19 protein-coding genes are annotated in these 18,773 nt (G+C 72.5%); 11 read left to right on the plus strand and 8 right to left on the minus strand.

Annotated features, from left to right (window positions below; genetic code table 11):
• The first annotated feature begins 2 nt into the window (after nt 1–2).
• Nucleotides 3–1,127, plus strand: coding sequence for a 3-oxoacyl-[acyl-carrier-protein] synthase III C-terminal domain-containing protein (locus AOA12_RS09095; RefSeq protein WP_054682196.1), 1,125 nt, complete (start codon nt 3–5; stop codon nt 1,125–1,127).
• A 31-nt stretch (nt 1,128–1,158) separates the two neighbouring features.
• Here AOA12_RS09095 and AOA12_RS09100 read toward each other — a convergent pair whose 3' ends face one another.
• Nucleotides 1,159–2,508, minus strand: a complete 1,350-nt coding sequence (locus AOA12_RS09100; RefSeq protein WP_442922258.1) for an IS30 family transposase — start codon at nt 2,506–2,508, stop codon at nt 1,159–1,161.
• A 158-nt stretch (nt 2,509–2,666) separates the two neighbouring features.
• Between AOA12_RS09100 and AOA12_RS09105 the strand changes: the two genes are divergently transcribed.
• Genes AOA12_RS09105 through tpx form a run of 3 tightly spaced genes read left to right on the plus strand, consistent with a single transcriptional unit; the run spans nt 2,667 to nt 4,759 of the window.
• A complete protein-coding gene (locus tag AOA12_RS09105; protein ID WP_054682199.1) occupies nt 2,667–3,341 on the plus strand; it encodes an iron-containing redox enzyme family protein in 675 nt (224 codons plus the stop codon).
• 2 nt (nt 3,342–3,343) lie between these two features.
• Nucleotides 3,344–4,231, plus strand: a complete 888-nt coding sequence (locus AOA12_RS09110) for a DUF6999 family protein (RefSeq protein WP_082406110.1) — start codon at nt 3,344–3,346, stop codon at nt 4,229–4,231.
• A 30-nt stretch (nt 4,232–4,261) separates the two neighbouring features.
• Complete coding sequence (tpx, locus tag AOA12_RS09115; protein WP_054682201.1) at nt 4,262–4,759, plus strand: thiol peroxidase; 498 nt, start codon at nt 4,262–4,264, stop codon at nt 4,757–4,759.
• 29 nt (nt 4,760–4,788) lie between these two features.
• On the opposite strand, the gene AOA12_RS09120 is transcribed toward tpx, so the two are convergent.
• The 6 genes from AOA12_RS09120 to AOA12_RS09145 all read right to left on the minus strand — a co-directional run bounded on the left by AOA12_RS09120 (nt 4,789) and on the right by AOA12_RS09145 (nt 9,312).
• Nucleotides 4,789–5,061, minus strand: coding sequence for a GlsB/YeaQ/YmgE family stress response membrane protein (locus AOA12_RS09120; RefSeq protein ID WP_054682203.1), 273 nt, complete (start codon nt 5,059–5,061; stop codon nt 4,789–4,791).
• Nucleotides 5,062–5,180: 119 nt separating this feature from the next.
• On the minus strand, nt 5,181–5,834 hold the full coding sequence (locus AOA12_RS09125; RefSeq protein WP_054682205.1) for a hypothetical protein: 654 nt from the start codon (nt 5,832–5,834) through the stop codon (nt 5,181–5,183).
• A gap of 29 nt (nt 5,835–5,863) precedes the next feature.
• The gene (locus AOA12_RS09130) at nt 5,864–6,391 is read right to left on the minus strand and encodes a septum formation family protein (protein ID WP_054682207.1); all 528 of its coding nucleotides are present in this window, start codon (nt 6,389–6,391) and stop codon (nt 5,864–5,866) included.
• Nucleotides 6,392–6,488: 97 nt separating this feature from the next.
• Nucleotides 6,489–7,385 carry a hypothetical protein gene (locus tag AOA12_RS09135; protein ID WP_054682209.1) on the minus strand — a complete coding sequence of 299 codons (897 nt, stop codon included), beginning with the start codon at nt 7,383–7,385 and terminating at the stop codon, nt 6,489–6,491.
• Entirely contained in the window at nt 7,382–7,693 is a 312-nt protein-coding gene (locus tag AOA12_RS09140; protein WP_054682211.1) for a hypothetical protein, read from the minus strand. The genes AOA12_RS09135 and AOA12_RS09140 overlap by 4 nt, the downstream gene beginning before the upstream one ends.
• Nucleotides 7,690–9,312 (minus strand): serine hydrolase domain-containing protein, encoded by a 1,623-nt coding sequence (locus tag AOA12_RS09145; protein WP_054682213.1) that lies wholly within the window; start codon nt 9,310–9,312, stop codon nt 7,690–7,692. The genes AOA12_RS09140 and AOA12_RS09145 overlap by 4 nt, the downstream gene beginning before the upstream one ends.
• 201 nt (nt 9,313–9,513) lie before the next feature.
• Between AOA12_RS09145 and AOA12_RS09150 the strand changes: the two genes are divergently transcribed.
• From AOA12_RS09150 to AOA12_RS09170, 5 genes are all read left to right on the plus strand, one after another.
• Nucleotides 9,514–10,530, plus strand: a complete 1,017-nt coding sequence (locus AOA12_RS09150; RefSeq protein ID WP_054682215.1) for a helix-turn-helix transcriptional regulator — start codon at nt 9,514–9,516, stop codon at nt 10,528–10,530.
• Complete coding sequence (locus AOA12_RS09155) at nt 10,527–11,573, plus strand: helix-turn-helix transcriptional regulator (RefSeq protein ID WP_054682216.1); 1,047 nt, start codon at nt 10,527–10,529, stop codon at nt 11,571–11,573. Before AOA12_RS09150 ends, AOA12_RS09155 begins: the two co-directional genes overlap by 4 nt.
• Nucleotides 11,573–12,193 (plus strand): TetR/AcrR family transcriptional regulator, encoded by a 621-nt coding sequence (locus AOA12_RS09160; protein WP_054682218.1) that lies wholly within the window; start codon nt 11,573–11,575, stop codon nt 12,191–12,193. Before AOA12_RS09155 ends, AOA12_RS09160 begins: the two co-directional genes overlap by 1 nt.
• Nucleotides 12,194–12,273: 80 nt before the next feature.
• Nucleotides 12,274–14,223: a DUF2207 domain-containing protein gene (locus tag AOA12_RS09165; protein WP_054682220.1), complete on the plus strand. Its 1,950-nt coding sequence runs from the start codon at nt 12,274–12,276 to the stop codon at nt 14,221–14,223.
• Nucleotides 14,224–14,301: 78 nt separating this feature from the next.
• Nucleotides 14,302–15,351: an EamA family transporter gene (locus tag AOA12_RS09170; protein ID WP_054682222.1), complete on the plus strand. Its 1,050-nt coding sequence runs from the start codon at nt 14,302–14,304 to the stop codon at nt 15,349–15,351.
• A gap of 281 nt (nt 15,352–15,632) precedes the next feature.
• Here AOA12_RS09170 and AOA12_RS09175 read toward each other — a convergent pair whose 3' ends face one another.
• Nucleotides 15,633–16,745 (minus strand): agmatine deiminase family protein, encoded by a 1,113-nt coding sequence (locus AOA12_RS09175; protein ID WP_082406113.1) that lies wholly within the window; start codon nt 16,743–16,745, stop codon nt 15,633–15,635.
• 158 nt (nt 16,746–16,903) lie between these two features.
• Here AOA12_RS09175 and AOA12_RS09180 point away from each other — a divergent pair, with 158 nt between their 5' ends.
• Together AOA12_RS09180 and AOA12_RS09185 are read left to right on the plus strand one after the other, a co-directional pair.
• Complete coding sequence (locus tag AOA12_RS09180; protein WP_054686918.1) at nt 16,904–17,857, plus strand: arsenic resistance protein; 954 nt, start codon at nt 16,904–16,906, stop codon at nt 17,855–17,857.
• Complete coding sequence (locus tag AOA12_RS09185; RefSeq protein ID WP_054682223.1) at nt 17,854–18,480, plus strand: LysE family transporter; 627 nt, start codon at nt 17,854–17,856, stop codon at nt 18,478–18,480. The genes AOA12_RS09180 and AOA12_RS09185 overlap by 4 nt, the downstream gene beginning before the upstream one ends.
• Nucleotides 18,481–18,773 lie beyond the last annotated feature (293 nt).

Genomic DNA, 18,773 nt, shown 5'->3' on the forward strand with positions numbered 1-18,773 from the left:
CTATGGGAACGACCGCGACCGCCTATCTCACGGGGTTCGGTCGGTATCTGCCGGGACCGCCCGTCGACAACGACGGCATCGTGGCGCGACTGGGCGGCGACGACGCGGTCACGGCGCGCATCCGCCGCCGCGTGCTCGAGGCCAACGGCATCCGGCAGCGCCACTACGCGCTCGACGAGCACGGCGAGCCGACCGAGCTGAACGAGGAGCTCGCGGTAAAGGCGCTGCGGGCGGCCCTCGACGACCGGGGGATCGCGGCGGGCGACCTCCGCATGCTCGCGTGCGCCACGACCATGGGCGACGTGCTCGTCCCGGGCTTCGCCTCGATGGTGCACGGCCGGCTCGGCGGCGGGCCGATGCAGCTCCTCTCCGCGTCGGGCGTGTGCGCTTCGAGCCTCGCGGCACTCGACGCGGCGGTGAGCAAGATCCGCCTCGGCGACCACCCGCGGGCCGCCGTCGTCGGCTCGGAGCTCGCGAGCCGCAGCCTGCGCGAGCGCCGCTACGACGGCATCCGCGCCGGCATGGACGCGCACTTCCTGCGCTGGATGCTCTCCGACGGCGCCGGCGCCGTGATCGTCGAGTTCCAGCCGCACCCGGCCCGGCCGTCGCTGCGCGTCGACTGGGTGCGCCACGTGTCGCTCGCGCACGAGCACGACGTGTGCATGCGCGCCGGCATGGACGGCCTCGACCCGCTCGTCGGACGCACGTGGCAGGACGTCGACGTGCAGACCGCGGCGGATGCCGGCATGTTCCTGCTCCGCCAGGACGTGAGCGTGCTCGACGGGCTCGCCGAGGCCGGCATCGCGCAGTTCGAGCAGCTCGTCGACATCGGCCTCGTCGACGTGCGGCATCTCGACCACGTGCTCTGCCACTACAGCACCAACGTCTTCCGCGACGTCGCGTTCGACGCGCTGCGGCGCCGCATCCCGACCCTCGACACCGGCCGCTGGTTCTCGAACCTCGAGACGAGGGGCAACACGGGATCGGCGAGCATCTTCATCGCCCTCGAAGAGGCGTGGCGCACGGGCCGGTTCGCCCCGGGCGAGACCGTGCTGCTGGCCGTGCCCGAGTCGGGACGCTTCTCGTTCGCCTTCGCCCACCTCACCGTCGTCGCCCCGCCGTCCTGACCGTCTCGTCCCCGCAGAGGGCTGCCTGCGTTCAACCGGTCGTTGCAACACCGGGTTGTTGAAGCGAGCGTAGCTGCTCTTCGAACACCTCGGCGGGTGTCTTCCAGTCGAGGGCCTTGCGTGGCCGGTTGTTCAGCGCGAGAGCGACTGCTTCGAGGTCTTCCGCGGACCACCGTGAGAGGTCGGTGCCCTTCGGGAAGTACTGTCGCAGCAACCCGTTGGTGTTCTCGTTCGTCGGGCGTTGCCAGGGCGAGTGGGGATCAGCGAAGAACACCTTCGTGCCCGTCTCGAGCGCGAACTGGGCATGCGCTGAGAGTTCCTTGCCGCGGTCCCACGTGAGCGTCTTCCGGAGCTGTTCGGGGAGCTTGGTCATCGTCGCGATGAGCGCGGCGTTCATCGCGACGGCGCCGTAGCCGCCCAGCGCAGGACCGTTCTTGACCGGTGGGATCTCGCCATAGCCTTCCAGCCGCGGCAGATGCACCAGCAGGGTCGAGCGGCTCTTGCGCTCGACGATCGTGCCGATCGCCGACCGGCCGGTGCCGATGATCAGGTCGCCTTCCCAGTGCCCAGGGACGGCGCGGTCCGCAGCCTCTGCGGGGCGTTCGGAGAACACGACATCGGCGGTGACGTGCCCTTGCGGGCGGTTCTGCGTTCGAGCCCGTGGCCGCCGGAGCGCACGGCCGGTTCGCAGGCAGGTGACGAGCTCGCGTTTGAGCGCGCCACGGCCTTGGATGAACAGCGACTGGTAGATCGCCTCGTGGCTGATGCGCATGGACTCATCATCCGGGAAGTCGATCTCCAACCGATGCGAGATCTGCTCCGGGCTCCACGCGATCGCCCACCGCCTGTCCTGCCGGTGCGGCTTGTTCCGCCCCTTCCATGCCAGCGGCTCCGGGCCAACGACGACGCTGCCATCAGGCCGGCGAACGTTGCCGGCGAGACGGTCCTGGACGTACTCGCGCAGCCTAGCGTTGGTCACCAATCTCGCCGCCTTCGGTCGTTTCGCCGCCTGCTGCGCCTTCCACTGCGCCACCAGCGCCCGGTATTCCTGCTTGCCGCTGCGCGTAGCGGCATTGCGGCGTAGCTCGCGGGAGATCGTTCCCGGGTCGCGGCCGATCCTGCGTGCGATCTCACGCACCCCGACATCCTTGGCGCGTAACAGCGCGATCTCCTCGCGCTCTTCGAAGGACAGGTAGCGGCCGGTGGGCTCGGCCAGTGAGATCGGTGGCATGCCGCCAGCGTGACGAAACCAACGGGTCCCGACCGGCACGGACACGCCCACCTTCAGCGCCGCCTCGGCCGAGGTGATGCCCGTCGCGATCAGACACCAGAACTGCCGCTGCACCGCCCGCGAGGGCTCAGGTCGTCCAGGCGAACGCATCGGCGGCCGCAACGCTCGATCCGCACGCCACTGCCGACGCGCACCCTCAGGAACCTCGCTCGTCTTCGCGAGCCAATCCTTTGTCGCCACTGCTGAACACCTCCACGATCAAGGTGTTGCGACGACCAGTTGAATTCGCCCTGTAAAGGAGCACCACAATGCCGACCACCGCGACCTCCACCGACACGCTGTTCGAGCGCCTCTCCGACGTCTGGGCCTCGCTCGAGGAACGGCTCGATCAGGTGCCCGTGCTGCGCAGGCTCGCCGAGGGCACCGTGACGCTCGACGACTACAAGCGGCTGCTGTTCAACCTGCGGCAGCAGGTGGTCGACGGGTCGCCCTGGATCTCGCGCGCCGCGTCGAGCTTCGACATGGACCACTTCGTGCTGCGCTCGGCCGCGATCCGCCACGCCGAGGAGGAGCACCGCGACTACCAGATGATCGAGCGCGACTACGTCGCCGTCGGCGGCACGCTCGACGAGATCCGCGCCGGCCGCAAGAACATCGGCTCCGAGGCGCTCTCGGGGTACATGTTCCACTACGCGTCCCGGCCGAACCCGGTCGGGCTCATGGGCGCCATGTTCATCATCGAGGGGCTGGGGGCGAAGCGCGCCGCGGGCTGGGCCGCGCGCTTCCAGGAGGTGCTGGGCCTCGCCGACGACCAGGTGCACTTCATGACGTACCACCAGCAGGCCGACGCGGAGCACACCGGCGCGCTCGAGGCGATCCTGACGAGCGGCATCGTCGACGACGCGGGCGCCGACGAGATCGTGCGCTGTGCCGAGGTCGTCGCGCGCCTGTACGCGATGCAGCTCGAGGAGCTGGACAGCTGACGATGCCGAAGCTCCCGCACCTGCCCGAGCTGCCCAGGGTCCCGGAGTACGTCCGCAGCGACCCGAGCATGTGGGAGGCGATCTACTCCGACCCGTCGGTGCCGCTCGACCGATCGGTGGTGCGGCAGATCATCGACGACCAGCGGCGCCTGTCGCGGCGCTGGCTGTACCCGGTCGCGCGCATCCTCTCGCGCCTGCTCGTTGGCGTCGTCTCCGTGGTCAAGCGCGTCCTGCCGTTCCGCTGGATGCCGCTGCACACGATGGACCGGCTGTGCATCTGGTTCCTGCGCCGGTTCGTGGCGCCGGACGCCGTCGAGCTGCTCATCCGGCACTTCGTCGTCGAGACGAACCTCGTCAACTTCATCATCCGCAACTGCTCCGTCGACATGGAGCCTGTCACGCTGCGGCCCACGGCGCTCACGTGCCTCGGCGACAACGCCGTGGTCGAGCACGACATCAACGTCTACGACGTGCTCATCGCGCTCGACGGCACGCCGCTCGTGCCCGCCGAGACGCTGGACTTCGCGCAGCTCGACATCCCGCCCCTCGATGCGGAGCGGCACGTGCGGCGGTTCATGAGGCTCGACATCCAGACGGCCCTGTGCTTCATGAACATCCCGTTCTCGATGGCGCTCACCCTGGAGGAGTACCGCCGCGCGGTGCACTCCATGAGGTTCGACGACTCCTTCCTCGAGATCCTCGCCCTCATCTGCGACGACGACACGTTCCGGCACTGGAAGATCGCGGGCATGAGCCTGTGGATGGACTCGAACGTCGACGTGCCGCGCATGGTCTACCGTCACGCGCTCATCTGCGAGTACGCGCACGCGCAGCTCGTGAAGATCGCCGGCGGCGCGTATCCGCGTGAGACGCCCGCGGAGTTCGACTGACGCGTCGGCGACCGCCGCTACAGTGAAGGCATGGCGAACATCACTTTCCGCGGCACCCCTGTCAGCACCGTCGGCGAGCTGCCCGACACCGGGTCGGCGGCGCCGGCCTTCGAGCTCGTGGGCTCGGGCCTGGAGCCCGTCGCGTCGGGCGACTATGCGGGCCGCCGCGTCGTGCTCAACATCTTCCCGTCCATCGACACGGGCGTCTGCGCCACCTCGGTGCGCCGGTTCAACGAGCTCGCCGCGGGGCTCGACGACACCGTGGTGCTCGCGGTGTCGAAGGACCTCCCGTTCGCGCACGGCCGCTTCTGCGGTGCGGAGGGCATCGAGAACGTCGTCACGGCGTCGGCGTTCCGCTCCGGCTTCGGCGAGGACTACGGCGTGACGATGGCCGACGGCCCGCTCGCCGGACTGCTGGCGCGCTCGGTCGTCGTCCTCGACGCCGACGGTCGCGTCGTCTACACGCAGCTGGTGGCCGAGACCGCGGACGAGCCCGACTACGACGCCGCGATCGCCGCGCTCGGCTGAGCGGCGGCGATCGCGGGGGACGGGGGCCGCTACTCGGCGCGGCTCCTGTTCCGTCCCGTGATCAGCCCGTAGATCAGCAGGACGACGATGGAGCCGCCGATCGCGAGCGCCCAGGTCTCGAGCGACCAGAACCTCCCGAGGTCGGCGTTGAAGAGCAGCCCGCCGAGCCAGCCGCCGACGAACGCGCCGACGACGCCGAGAAGCAGGGTCGCGAACCAGCCTCCGCCGTGCTTGCCCGGCAGGATCGCCTTGGCGATGGCGCCGGCGATCAGGCCGAGAAGGAGAAAAGCGAGGAAGCTCATGATCGATGTCCTTCCGTTGTACGAACCACGGATGTGCGGTTGACAACGAGGCTAGGTCGATCGGCGGCGTCGCCCCAGGGGATTGTGGAGCGACGGCCGGGCGTGGTATCCGCGATGCGTCAGGAGAACCGCTGCGCGAGCAGCAGCGCGGGGAGCGCCCCGGCCGTGACGGACGCCAGCCACGCCGCCGCGAACACGGCGGCGTGGCGCACCGGCAGCCCGTGCACCACGAGGCTGCGTCCGTCGAGCCGGCGGCGCCCGAACACCGAGCGCGGCCATCCCATGCGCAGCAGCGGCGCCGGCAGCAGCGCGAGGGCGAGGAACAGGATGCCGCAGACGAGCCATGAGACCGAGACGCCGGCCGGCGGGGCGAACGCCGAGACGAGGAACGCGACGCCCATCGACCCGAACACGAGGCTCCACGCGTAGCCGTGCACCGGCGGGCCGAATCCGCGCGCGCCGAAGATGCCGAGCAGCACGCCGATCGCGATGAGCAGGAAGCCGAGGTTCATCACGAGCGCCGTGCCGTCGGGGCAGTGCACGGCGATCTCGTAGGGGCCGCCCTCGGCGCAGAACCCGCCGACGCCCATGATCGCCAGGCCGCCCGTGAAGAGGCCGACGACGCCGAACGCGAGCAGCGCCCAGGACCCGACGAACGCGGCCCAGGTCTTCGCGCCGGCGCGCTCCTGGACGAGCCCGGCACCCGTGTCGGTCTTCAGCCTCGACGGCACGAGGCGTTCCGGACGCGGAGGCTCTGTGGGGGATGCGGTCATGGGGGTCTCCGTCGTCGGTCCCCGGGGCTCTATCTGGCCGTGCCGGCGAGCGTGCCCGTCGTGAGCGCCTGGTCGTAGACGAGGCAGTCGACGGCGCGGTCGCCGCCCTGCACCCAGCTCTGCACGGTGGGCGTGTAGTAGGTGAAGCCCAGCATCGACTCCTCGAAGGGCACGCCGACGAAGTCGGCGAACGCCGCCATGCAGAGCGCGTCGGCCTGCTCGTCGAGATCGGCCGGGTACTCGCCGTCGGCGAGCTCGGCGTGATGGTAGACCTCGTAGTCGTGCGGCTCGCCGCAGGGCACCGTCGTCACCTCGTAGACCTCGCCGTCGGTCGTGGGGTCGTTCAGGCAGTCGCCGACGCGGATCGTGAACACGTCGGTCGTGCCGCCCTCGACGATCTCGCCCGTCTCGGCGTCTCGCGTCTCGGTGTCGGCCGGGCCGCCGGACGCGGCCGCCTCGAGCAGATCGAACGCCGAGCCGCAGCCGGCGAGGGGCACGGTCGCGACGGCGATCGCGGTCGTCGCGATGAGGAGGGGGAGCGGGCGGGACGTCTTCATCGGGGTCTCCTTCGTTCAGGTCGGCACGGTTCGGGGTGCGTCATGATCAGTAAAGCAAATATCATTAGTTTTAGTGGGGCAGCCAAGTGCCAATGCATCATCCCGCCACGCCGCCGTCGAGCCAGGGGACGACGAGCCGCAGCGCGATCGCGAGGAGGACCAGCGCGGACGTGCCGAGGAAGGCGCCGAGCGCGACCCCGGTCATCTGCACGTACCGCAGCCCGTCGCCGCGTGCGCGGACATCCTGCCACACGGCGTGCGGGCGCTCGTAGAAGAAGGTCCAGAACTCGTTGTGCCCGCGGGTGATCCGCCGATACGTCTGCGTGTCGCGGAGGGGTGCGTGCACGGCCTCGCGCAGCGACGGCGCGGCGCGGCACACCGCGTCGAGCCGCTCCCGCTCCTCGGCGGTGAGCAGGTCGCCGAGGTCGTCGGGCAGGATCGCGATGTCGGGTGCGACGTCGGAGAACCGGGCGGCCGGCAGCACGGTTCCCGGCCAGAGCCGGTCGTCGTCGCCCGGCAGGAGGTGCAGCAGGATGCGCGTGCGGTATGCGCGCCGACCCGGGGCCGTGACGAGGACGGTGACGTCGTGCAGCTCGGTGCCCGCGGAGAACCGTCCGGAGCGTCGCTTCCCGCACACGCTCGCCGCCGCGAAGCCGCCCGTGCACGCCGCCTCGAAGGCGCCGATCGGAGGCCCTCCCGCCAGGTGGCGCGCGTCGACGACCCGGCTCCCGTCCAGGTCGGCCCATGTGCCGTCCGACCGCGGGAAGAAGATCTCCCCGGCCGGACGGCCCTGCGCCGCCGACAGCGTGCCGCACGCGATCGCGGCGGCGAAGAGCACGGCGGCGACCCAGGGCGGCACGATCTCCCACCCCAGCGCGAGGGCGCCGACGAGGGCGGCGCCGGAGCCCACGAGCGCGCACACCGCGAAGGCGAGTCGCCGGCGGGGCGGCGACACCGGCCGGCCGTAGCTGCCGATCGCGTAGCGATAGCTCACGCGAGCGAGGTGCGAAGCCGATCGCGGTACGCGATGACGGGCGCGAGGAAGGCCTCGAACCGGCGGAACGCCGGGTCGTCGAGCTCGAAGCGCAGCACCGCGAAGCGATGGTGCGCGCCGCGCGATCCCAGGACGACCTTCATCCCGCCGCGCGATGGCAGCGCCTCGATCGTGAGGTACTCGATGTCGTAGACGAAGGTTCCCGGGTCCCAGCGGGTCGTGGCCAGCGTGAGGGCGTGCCGGTCCCACGTGAGGTGCAGGTCGTCGGCGAGCGCGATGCGACGGTAGTGGGGCGTGTCCTCGGTCATTCGTCGTCCTCCTCGGCATCCCGGCGGTCTTCGGGCAGGTGATCGTCTTCGGCCCCGGCATCGGATGGCGGCACGCGCGACGGGCGGGTCGCGGTGAGGACGCCGCGGACCAGCAGCAGCGCGGCCAGCGCCCACGAGACGAGGGTCAGCTCGATCGAGATCGAGAACGGGTTCGTGCCCAGCGTCGGCGTGCCCGTGAGCATCATGCCGGCACCGAGCGGCCACAGCACGAGGATGAGCACGGCGCCCCCGATGTCGAGCACGGCGCGCAGCGCGCGGCGTCGCAGCGCCTCGGCGCGCGTGCGCGGCGGTGCGCGCCGATCGCGCCGTCTCCGCAGCAGGCCGACGAGCGGCACGGCGCCGACGGCCACGAGCCCGAAGGCGACGAAGATCGCCGCGGTCACGGCGGCGGGCTCGCCGACGCCCTCCGCGTCCTCGCCCGCGAGAGCCGCCGCCGCGGCGTGCACGGTGGCCGCCTGATCGTAGAGGCGGCCGTTCGCCGCCTGCAGCACGACGACCGCCCGCCGGCTCTGCGGCATCAGGAGCGCGTGCGCGAAGAAGCCCTCGGTGCGGCCGATGTGCGCCGCGATCGGCCGCTCGACGGTGCCTCCCGTGCCCCAGCCGAGCCCGTATCCGTCGGTGCCGGGCGCGGCGGCGCCCGTCTCGGTGGCCGCTGCCCGGGTGCGGAGCATCGCGTGCACGGCGGCGTCGCTGAGCACGCGCGTGCCGTCGTCGGCGAGTCCGCTCCGCAGCAGCATCCGCAGGAACGCCGCGAGGTCGCGGGCCGTCGAGACGGTGTAGCCGTCGGGTGCGGCGCCGGCCGGCACGATCTCCTGCACGCCGACCGGGAAGCCGAAGGCGAACAGATGGCCGTGGCGCGCGATCTCCTGCGCCGTCGCGGGATCCGCCGAGGAGTCGTCCATGCCGAGCGGGGAGAAGACCTCGTCGCGCACGAACGCCGCATAGTCCCGCCCGCTGACCCGCTCGACGATCGCGCCGACGATCGCATAGTTCAGGTTGGAGTAGGCGAAGCCCGGCGAGGGCGCGTCGACGCGCTCGACGCCCTCGGCCCCGGCGGCGCGCTCGGCGATCGTCAGGGCCGGATCCTTGCGCGCGTCGAGCCCGGCCTCGGTGCTCAGGCCGCTCGTGTGCGAGAGCAGCTGGGTCACCGTGAGCGGATTCGCGTCGTGCGCGCGGAATCCCGGAAGGTACTCGTGCACCGCCGCGTCGAGCCGCACCGCGCCCGCGTCGACCAGCCGCAGGAGTGCGGCCGCCGCCACCGGCTTGCTCAGCGAGCCGATGAGGAACGGCGTGTCGGCGCCCGCGCCCCCGGCACCGCCCGTCGCCGCGACGAGGTCGTCGCCGGCATCCGGCTCGACGATCGCCCAGGCGGCCGGGGCCTGCGCGCCGGGCAGGGTCGCCGTGCGCGCGAGGGCGCCGGTCATCAGCCCCTCCCATGCGCCCTCCGTCGCGGGAGCGCTCGTCGCGGCGGCCTGCGCCGGCGTCGCGCCGAGGCCGGGCGTCGCGACGAGGAGCACCGCGGTGATCGCGGCGGCGATCGATCGTGCGCGTCGCGCGCGCAGGGAGGCGCCGGCGGACGAGGGCGTGCGGCGGGTCATGGTCACTCCTGGGGCGCGTCGGCGATCGCATGGTGCGATCCGTGCTCCGATGGGGCACAATGGCACCATAAGCAAAGGCGATTAGTTTATGCGTGGCGTCCAGAGGACATGACACAACGCTGCCAGAGCGTCCTGGCACCGAGCGTCTGTCGCGGCGGGCCCGCGCAGCCGGTGTCCGGCGATCGATCGAGAGGTGCCGAGATGGCTCAGTTCCCCGAAACGCAGGATCACATTCGCGTCGGACGCCTCCAGCCGTTCGTGCGCGCCTACGCCGACGCCCTGGTCCCGCTCATGCGGGTGCGCCCCACGAGCCGCGACGAGGCAGCCGCCCTGCTCGGCGCGGGCGAGGCGAGCGCGGGGGAGGCGCGCGCCGACGCGGATGCCACGATCGACGGCCTCATCCACGCGGGCTTCGCGGTCGAGACCGACGGCCGCCTGGAGTTCATCGCGCCCGAGACCGTCATCGGCGAGCTCGCGGCCGCCCAGCTCGAGCACGAGCAGCGGGTGCTCGGCGATCTCGTCGACCTCATCTCGGGCTTGCCGGAGCTCTCGCGCGCCTGGCAGCTCGGCGCGGCGCCCGCCGGCCAGGAGATCCAGGGCGAGATCACGCAGGGCGCCGACACCGCGATGCACCGCTGGTTCGAGATCGCGTCGCGCGTGCCGCCGGGCACGCCCAGCGCCGTGCTGCCCGACATGGGCTGGATCCACGAGCACGTCATCCCGATGATCGGCAACCTGCAGGAGGCGCTCGGCGCCGGCGGCTACGAGATCCGCTACCTGTTCCACCACTCCGCGCTCGACCGGGCGGAGGACCGCGAGGCCCTCGACGCGCTCGTCGGCATCGGGATCCGGGTGCGCCTCGCGCCGCGGCTGCCGAGCTGGTTCTACGTCGACCAGCGCGTGATGACCGCACTGCCGACGACGTGGGGCGCCGACTCGCCCGTGGGCATGGCGATGATCTACGCGACGCCCGTCGTGCACGCGATGCACACGCTGTTCGAGTCGCTGTGGGCGACCGGCGTGCCCTATCCGCAGACCTCCGACGGATGGCAGTCGGTGCTCGAGCTGCTCAGCGAGGGCAAGACCGACGAGCACGTCGCAGAGATCCTGGGCATCGGCGTGCGCACCGTGCGCCGGCGCATCGCCGACGCGATGGACGCCTACGGCACCACGTCGCGGTTCGAGCTCGGCGCGGCCTGGGCCGCGGGGCGCGCATGAGCGCGGCGGCCGCGATGGCGGCCGTGCTGCGCGACGGGAGCACCCTCGACCTGCTGCTGCGGCTGCAGCGCGGCAAGCCGCGCACGCTCGAGCAGATCAGGCGGATCGCGCCGCCCGGCGTCGACCTCGGACCGGCGCTCACGGCGCTGGAGGCGGCGGGGCTCGTGCGCGTCGCCCGCGACGGGCTGGAGATCGTTCCCCCCGAGACGACGGTGACGCGCGCCGTCGCCGACGAGCTGAGCCGATCGCGCGGGCGCATGCGCGAGTGGCGTGACCTGCTGGCCGCGCTGACGACGTGCGCGGACCGGCCGGCGGTCCCCGCGGCGCCGTCCGCGAACGGGGCGAGCCGGGCCGCGGAGCACTCGCTGTCGCTGATCTTCGTCGCAGGCAACATCGACGTGTGGTGGGACGAGCTCTTCGGGGGCGTCGCGGCCGGCGTGAGCGCGGCGATCCCCGACCTCGTCCGCGTGCGCGATCACCTCGAGAGCTGGGCGTCCGAGCCGCGGCCGGCCGATCACCGGCTGCTGCTCGGCGTCGGGGCCCTGCGGGATCCCGCGCTGCGACCGCTCGTGTCCGCCCTCGTCGCGTCGGGCGCCCGAGTGCGCGTGTCGGCCCGGGTCCCGACGTGGCTCGCGCTCGCCCCCGCCCAGCGCGCCGCGCTCTCCGCCGACGAGGGGAGCCGCCCCGTGTCGGGCGCCCTCGTGACCGAGAACCCCCTCATGCTGCACGCGCTGGGCGAGGTCTTCGAGAGCTGGTGGACGACGGGCCTGGCGCTGCCGCTGGAGGGCGGCACGACCGATCGCGCGCTCGCCCTGCGCGCGCACGGGCTGAACGACGACGACATCGCCCGGGTGCTCGACGTATCGGCGCGCACGCTGCAGCGCCAGCTCGCCCGCCTGATGGACGCCGTGGGCGTGCGCTCGCGGTTCGAGCTCGGCGTGTGGTGGGCGACGCACGGCCGTGCCGACGCGCCGGGCGCGGACGACACGGAGAACGACGCTGTGAAGAAGAACGACGCTGTGAAGAAAGAAGGACGCCGCTGATGGCCAGACCCAAGATCCCGATCCTGTCGCGCGAGCGCATCGCGCGCGCGGCGCTCGAGGTCGCCGACGATCACGGCCGGCTCACGATGGCCCAGCTCGCCAAGCACCTCGGCGTGACCTCGCCGTCGCTCTACAACCACGTCGGCGGGCTCGACGAGGTGCTCGAGCTGATGCGCGAGACGATCCACGTCGAGCAGGGGCCCAAGATCGATCGCAGCTGGACCTGGCAGGAGGTCATCCGCCACGTCGCCCGCCACGACCGCGACTCGATCGGCCAGCATCCCTGGCTCGCCGCCGACCTCATGATCTCGCAGGTGACGGCGGCGGAGCCCCTGGCATCCGTCATCGACTTCGCCGAGGTGCTCAGCGACGCCGGCTTCACGACCGAGGAGGTGTATCGCATCATCGGCACGGTCGACCTGCTGACCGCCGGCGGTGCGCTCGACCTCGGCGCGCCGGAGCGCGTCTATCCGATCGAGACCGAGCTCGCCGACAACGCGCTGGGCGCCTCGCTCCGCGCCAACCCGAAGGGGAGCGCGCGCGCCGACGCCGTCTTCGCCTTCGCCGTCGACGCGTTCATCGAGGCGCTCGAGCACCGCCTGGCGTCCCGCGCCTCGTAGCCGTGTCGCCGCCTGTCAGATGCGTGCCGTGACACAAAGGAGTCACGCATAAACTAATCCGGTTAATATAGCGTGGCGGCATGACCACCGAGACCCCTCGCCGTCACGGCGCCGCCGGCGGACTCGTGACCGCCCTGCTGATCGCCGCGCTCGCGCTCGTCGGCGTCGCGCCGGCGGCGCACGGGGCGACGGGCGCCCCGGCCTCGGCCCCGGCCGGCGTCGACGACTTCGAGTTCGCCTCGTTCCACGCCGAGTACGCCCTCGACCGCGATGCCGACGGCCGTTCGGTGCTCACGACCCGCGAGACGCTCGTCGCGGTGTTCCCCGCGCACGATCAGAACCGCGGCATCCTCCGCGCGATCCCGAGCCACTACCAGGGCATCGACACGCACCTGGAGATCATCGCGGTGACCGACGAGACGGGCCGGCCGCGCGACTACTCGGTCGAGGCCGACGGCGACCTCGACGTGCTCACGATCGCCGTGCCGAAGGGGCGGTTCGTCCACGGCGCGCAGACCTACGTCATCGAGTACGCGCAGCGCGACGTGACGCACTTCTTCGCCGACACGGCGCGCGACGAGTTCTACTGGGACGTCAACGGCACCGGCTGGCGTCAGCCCTTCCATCGCGTCTCGGCGGAGCTGCGCGTCGCCCCGCAGCTCGTGGCCGGCCTCACGGGTCACACCGCCTGCTATCAGGGCGTCGAAGGGTCGGGCGACCCCTGCACGATCGCGCGCGTCGACGAGCCCGACGGCGCGGCGGTGTTCACCGCCGTGGTCGAGAGCCTCGCCGCCCGCGAGAACCTGACGATCGCGGTCGGGTTCGCGCCGCGCACCTTCGCCGAGCCGGAGCCGAGCCTCGTGCAGCGCTTCGCGCCGCTGATCGCCGCCGGCCCGGCCGCCGGCGCCGCCCTGCTGGGCGTCGTGATCCTGCTGCTGCGCGCGAGCCTCTGGCGCGATGCGCCGCGCCGCCGCGCCATCGTCGCGCAGTACGAGCCGCCCGCCGGCGTCGACCTGTTCCTCGCCGCCGACCTCGCCGGTCAGCAGCGGCGCGCCGCGGTCGCCGGCATGCTCGATCTCGCGGTGCGCGGCAACGCGCGCATGCTCGAGCACGTCGTGCCGCTCGGCGGCTATCCCGGTCTCACCGTCGGCGCTGTCGCCGGACCCGCGGGACGGCGGCCGGGCGTGCCGGTCTTCGGCATCCAGGCGCTGGCGCACCACGGCCTCACACCGGCCGAGCGCACCTTCGCGGACATGCTCGTCCCGCCGGGCTTCGCGATCGGCGCCGCACGCTGGTTCGACCGGGTGGACACGACCCTCGCCGAGCGGATCGTGTCGTGGCGCCGTGAGACGGGGCGTCGGGCCGTCGAGCTCGGACTCCGCCGGACGCTCGGCGGCGCCGTCGCCCTCGTCCTCGCGCTCGGCCTCCTCGTCGTCGCCGCCGAGACGGTCGGGCTCGTCGTGCTGATCGACCGGATCGAGCGCACGCCGTGGCTCATGGCGCCGTGGCTGCTGGGCTCGGCGGGCACCGTCGCCACGGTGCTCCTCGTCGTGGCCGCGCTCCGGCGCCGGCCGCTGACGGCCGCGGGCCGCGACCTGGCCGACCATCTGCGCGGCCTGCAGCTGTTCATCCGCATCGCCGAGGCCGATCGCCTGCGCATGCTGCAGAGCGCGTCGGGCGCCGAGCGCATCGCCGTCGCGGCCGGTTCCGGCGGACCGGCGGGCGCGGCGATCGACGCCGAGCTCGCCGTCGTGCGGGTGTACGAGCGCCTGCTGCCCTATGCGGTCGTCTTCGGCCTCGAGCGCGAGTGGCTGGAGAACCTCGCCCGCTGCTACCAGCACCTCCGGCCGTCGTGGATCGTCGCCGAGGGAGGCTTCCACCCCGCACACCTCGCCGGTCACGTCGGCGGGTTCGTCGCGCAGACCTCGTCGAGCTACTCCGGCAGCGCCGGATCGTCGAGCTCCGGCGGTTCGGGCGGCGGCGGCTCCTCGGGCGGAGGCGGAGGGGGAGGGGGAGGCGGCGGTGTCTAGACGCGCACGCCGTGCCCCGGACCTCGCGCCCTCCCGCATCCTCTTCCCCCTCACTCTCCTCGGAAGGACAGACCTGCCATGATCGCCGTCCTCTTCGGCGCCGCCAGCGCCCTCTTCTTCGGCGCGGCCGACTTCATCGGCGGCTTCGCATCGCGGCGCATCGTCGCGATGCTCGTGACCGGCGTCGCCGCCCTGGCCGGCGTGCTCGCCCTGACGATCGCGGCGCCCTTCGACGGCGGCGTGTGGCACGCCGAGACCTGGATCGGCGGCATCGCGACCGGCATCGCCTCGTGCCTCGGCATCTGGCTGCTCTACTCCGCCTACGCGGTCGGCCCCATGACGACGCTGTCGCCCGTCGTCGCGATCGTGTCGACCGTCGTGCCGATGCTCGCGGGCCTCGCGACGGGCGAGACGTTCAGCCCGCTCGGCTGGGCCGCGGTCGTCGTCGGGCTCGTCGCGATCGGCCTCGTCGCGGCGGCGCCCGACGCGCGCACATCGAAGGCGCGTCCGGTGGACATGGTCAAGGCGGGTCTCGCCGGGGCGTTCCTCGGCGTCTTCTACATCTACCTCGACGGCGGTCTCGGCAACGTCCACGTCGACGAGGCCGGCCTCACGCCGCTCATGGCCAATCGCATCACGTGCGCCGTCGTCGCCTTCCTCATCGTCGCCGTCCTCCTGGTGCGGCGGCGCCCGATCGTGATCGATACGCGTGCGGCCGACCCGCGCTCGGGCGCGCCCGCACCCGAGCTGTTCGCGGGCTCGTCGCGCGGCGCGGCCGTCGTCGGCGACGTCGCCGGCGGACGGCCGCCGGCGACGGCCGCCCCGCTGCTCGCGGAGACGCCGGGCGTCGCGGCACGCGTGTCGGTCTCGCCGGCCGCGCGGCGCACGGTGCTGATCTCCGCCGTGCTGCTCGCGACGTTCAGCGGCACGCTCGACGCCACGGCGAACGCCCTCTTCACGTTCGGCCTCGGCTTCGGCGATCTCGCCGTGCTCTCCGTCGTCAGCGGCTTCTACCCCGCCGTGACGATCGCGCTCGCCTACCTGCTGCTGCGCGAGCGCCCCAACCGCCTGCAGGCCGCCGGCATCGTCCTCTCCCTCATCTCCCTCGTCGGCATGTCCCTCGCCTAGGCACTCCGCTCCCGCCCGCTTCCTCTCCCGCTGGTTGAGTAGCGCGCTTACCCCTGACCCCGCTGGTTGAGTAGCGCGCGCAGCGCGCGTATCGAAACCCGTCTAACGGACCGCTACACGGGTTTCGATACGCCGCCTACGGCGGCTACTCAACCAGCGGGGGTGGGGTGGGTGGGGTGGTCGACCAGCGAGGGTGCGAGGCGGAAACCGGGGCGGAGGCCGAGGTCGGCCCTGGCCCCCGCCCCACCACCCGACCTGCCGCGTTCACGGCCGGCATCCGCCTACGTCCCCTGCACCGCCGGCTGGTTCTGCGTGATGCAGTGGATGCCGCCGCCCAGCGCGAAGACGGCGCGGGCGTCGACACCGATCAGCTCGCGGCCGGGGTAGGCGGCGCCCAGCACCTCACGGGCCTCGTCGTCGGCCGGGTCGTCGAAGACGCCCATGATCACGGCGCCGTTGACGACGGCGTGATTGGCGTAGTTGAGGTCGACCCAGCCGCCCGCGTCGCGCAGCACGGTCGGGGAGGGCAGGTCGACGATGCGCAGCGGACGGCCGTCCGCGTCGGTCTCCCGTGCGAGCTGCGCACGCAGGCGCCGCGTGAGGGCGTGATCGGGGTGCGCGGGGTCGCGCTGGTCGTGCAGCAGCACGGTGCCCGGGGCGCTGAACGCCGCGACCATGTCGGCGTGACCGCGCGTGCCGAGGGGGCTGTAGTCGCGGGCGAGCCCGCGCGGCAGCCAGATCACGTGCCGGGCGCCGATGGTGCGGGTGAGCTCGCGCTCGATCTCGGCGCGGCTCCATCCCGGGTTCCGCTGCGGGTCGCGCTGCACGGTCTCGGTCACGATGACGGTTCCCGCGCCGTCGACCTGCATGCCTCCGCCCTCGTTCACCATCGCCGAGCGCACGAGCGTCGCGCCCGCGCGTTCGGCGACGAGCGGGGCGAGCGCGTTGTCGGCCGCGGTCTCCGCGAGCTCCAGGCCGCCCCAGGCGTTGAACTCCCAGCTCACGGCGGCGAGGGCGTCGCCGCGCGCCGTGTCGCGCACGAACGTGGGGCCGCTGTCGCGCAGCCATGCGTCGTCGACCGGCACGACGAGCAGCTCGACGGCACGGGGGAGCAGGCGCCGGGCCGTGTGCTCGTGACCGGGCGCGACGAGCATCGTCACGGGCTGGACGTCGACGATCGCGCCGGCGACGGCGGCCCATGCTCCCCACACGTCGTCGACGGGCACGATCGAGCCGTCGAGCATGTAGCTCGCGGCCGGCCATCCCATCCACGTGCGGGCCTGGGGCTCGCTCTCGTGCGGCATGCGATGGCGCGGCTGCGGATGCCGGTCGCGCGGCGTGGTGCTCGGCGTGGTGCTCGGGGTGGTGCTCGGGGGTCGAGCGACGTTCGTCATGGTCCCCGAGGTTAACAAACCGAATTAGGTTAATCGATGTCAGCCCGCGCCACGGCAGGATGTCGCCAGCGCCGGCCGACCGCGCGCGACGGCGGCGGCGCGTGCGCGGCGACGCCGCCCGCGTGCGCGACAATGTCCGAGTGCGTGCGCAAGAGTGGATGGAACGGCATCAGGTCGTGCTGTACCTCGCCGCGCTCGCGCTCGGCGCCGTCGCAGGGCTGGCCGTGCCCGCCGTCGCGGCCCCCGCCGAGGCGCTCGTCACGCCCGTGCTCGCGCTCGTGCTGTACGCGACGTTCCTGGGCGTGCCGTTCTCGCGGCTCGGCGCGGCGCTGCGCGACCGCCGCTTCCTCCTCGTCGCGCTGGTCGTGAACTTCGTGCTCGCGCCGCTCGTGGTGTTCGCGGTGTCGCGGGTCGTGGCGCACGACGACGCCCTGCTCATCGGCGTGCTGCTCGTGCTGCTCACGCCGTGCGTCGACTACGTCATCGCGTTCACCGGGGTGGCCGGGGGAGACCGCACGCGGCTGCTCGCCGTCACGCCGGTGCTGATGATCGCGCAGATGCTGCTGCTGCCGCCCCTGCTCTGGATCATGACGGGCGGATCGGCGGCCTCGGCGATCGACCTGGCCCCGTTCGCCGAGGCCTTCCTCGTGCTGATCGTCGTGCCGCTCGCGGCGGCGGGCCTGACGCAGGCCGCGGCGCGCACCGCCGTGGGAGGGGCCCTGCTGCGCGGCGGGGAGACGGCGATGGTGCCGCTGATGGTGCTCACCCTCGCCGTTGTCGTCGCCTCTCAGGTGCACGCGGTCGTGGGCCGCCTCGGCGCGCTCGCGCTCACGGTGCCGGTCTATCTGCTCTTCGCGATCGCGATGACCGCGATCGGCGTGCTCGCGGGCCGTGCGGCGCGCCTGGCGGCGCCGGCGCACCGCGCGATCGTGTTCACCGGCGTGACGCGCAACTCGCTCGTCGTGCTGCCGCTCGCACTCGCGCTGCCCGCCGCGCTCGACCTCGCCCCGCTCGCGGTCGTGACGCAGACGCTCGTCGAGCTCGTGGTGCTCGTCGTGCTCGTGCGGCTCGTGCCGCGGCTCGTGCCCGGCGTGCCGGGGGCGCGCGCATGAGCCTCGCCCTGTGGATCTCGCTGCTCACGGCGTCGATCATCATCAGCTTCACGCCCGGCGCGGGCGCCGTGAACACGATGTCGAACTCGCTCACGGTCGGATGGCGCCGCTCGCTGTGGGGCATCATCGGGCAGCAGCTGGCGCTGGTGGTGCACGTGCTCATCGTCGCCGCGGGCGTGGGCGTGCTGGTGGCCGGATCGCCCGTGCTGTTCAACGCGATCCGCTACGCGGGCGCGGCATACCTGGTCTTTCTCGGCATCCGCCTCATCCTCACGAAGCCGAGCGCGGATGCCGGCGACGCCGAGCCGTCGCGCTCGACGACCGGGGCGTGGGCGATGCTGCGCCGCGGGCTGTGGGTGAACCTGCTCAACCCGAAGGCGATCGTGTTCTTCCTCGCCTTCATCCCGCAGTTCATCCGGCTCGACCAGCCGCTCGTGCCGCAGTACGTCGTGCTCACCGTCACGGTCGTGGTCGTCGACGTGATCGTGATGTGGTTCTTCTTCGCCGCCGCCGCGCGCCCGTTCCGCCGCTACGTGTCGACCCCGCGCGGCCAGCGCACCCTCAACGCCGTCTTCGGCGCCCTCTTCATCGTCGTCGCCGCCCTCCTCCTCTTCGTCCACTGACCCGCCCCGCCCCGTCCGCGCGCACGCCCGCCCACCCACGCGCCCACGCGCCCACGCGCACCCCGGCATCCACCCCCTCCGTCCATCCCGCGAGAATGCATCTGCCGGCCGAGACTGCAGTCGTGAGACGCACTCTCGGCCGGCAGATGCACTTTCGGCCGGCAGATGCACTCTCGGTGGCAGAGGCGGTCTCGGCCGGTGGATGCACTCTCGGCCGGTGGATGCACTCTCGGCCGGTGGATGTGGTCTCGGTGGGGTGGAGGGATGCGGGGGCGTGTGAGTGTGAGGGGTCT

The organism is Microbacterium sp. No. 7, from assembly GCF_001314225.1.
Taxonomy (GTDB): domain Bacteria; phylum Actinomycetota; class Actinomycetes; order Actinomycetales; family Microbacteriaceae; genus Microbacterium.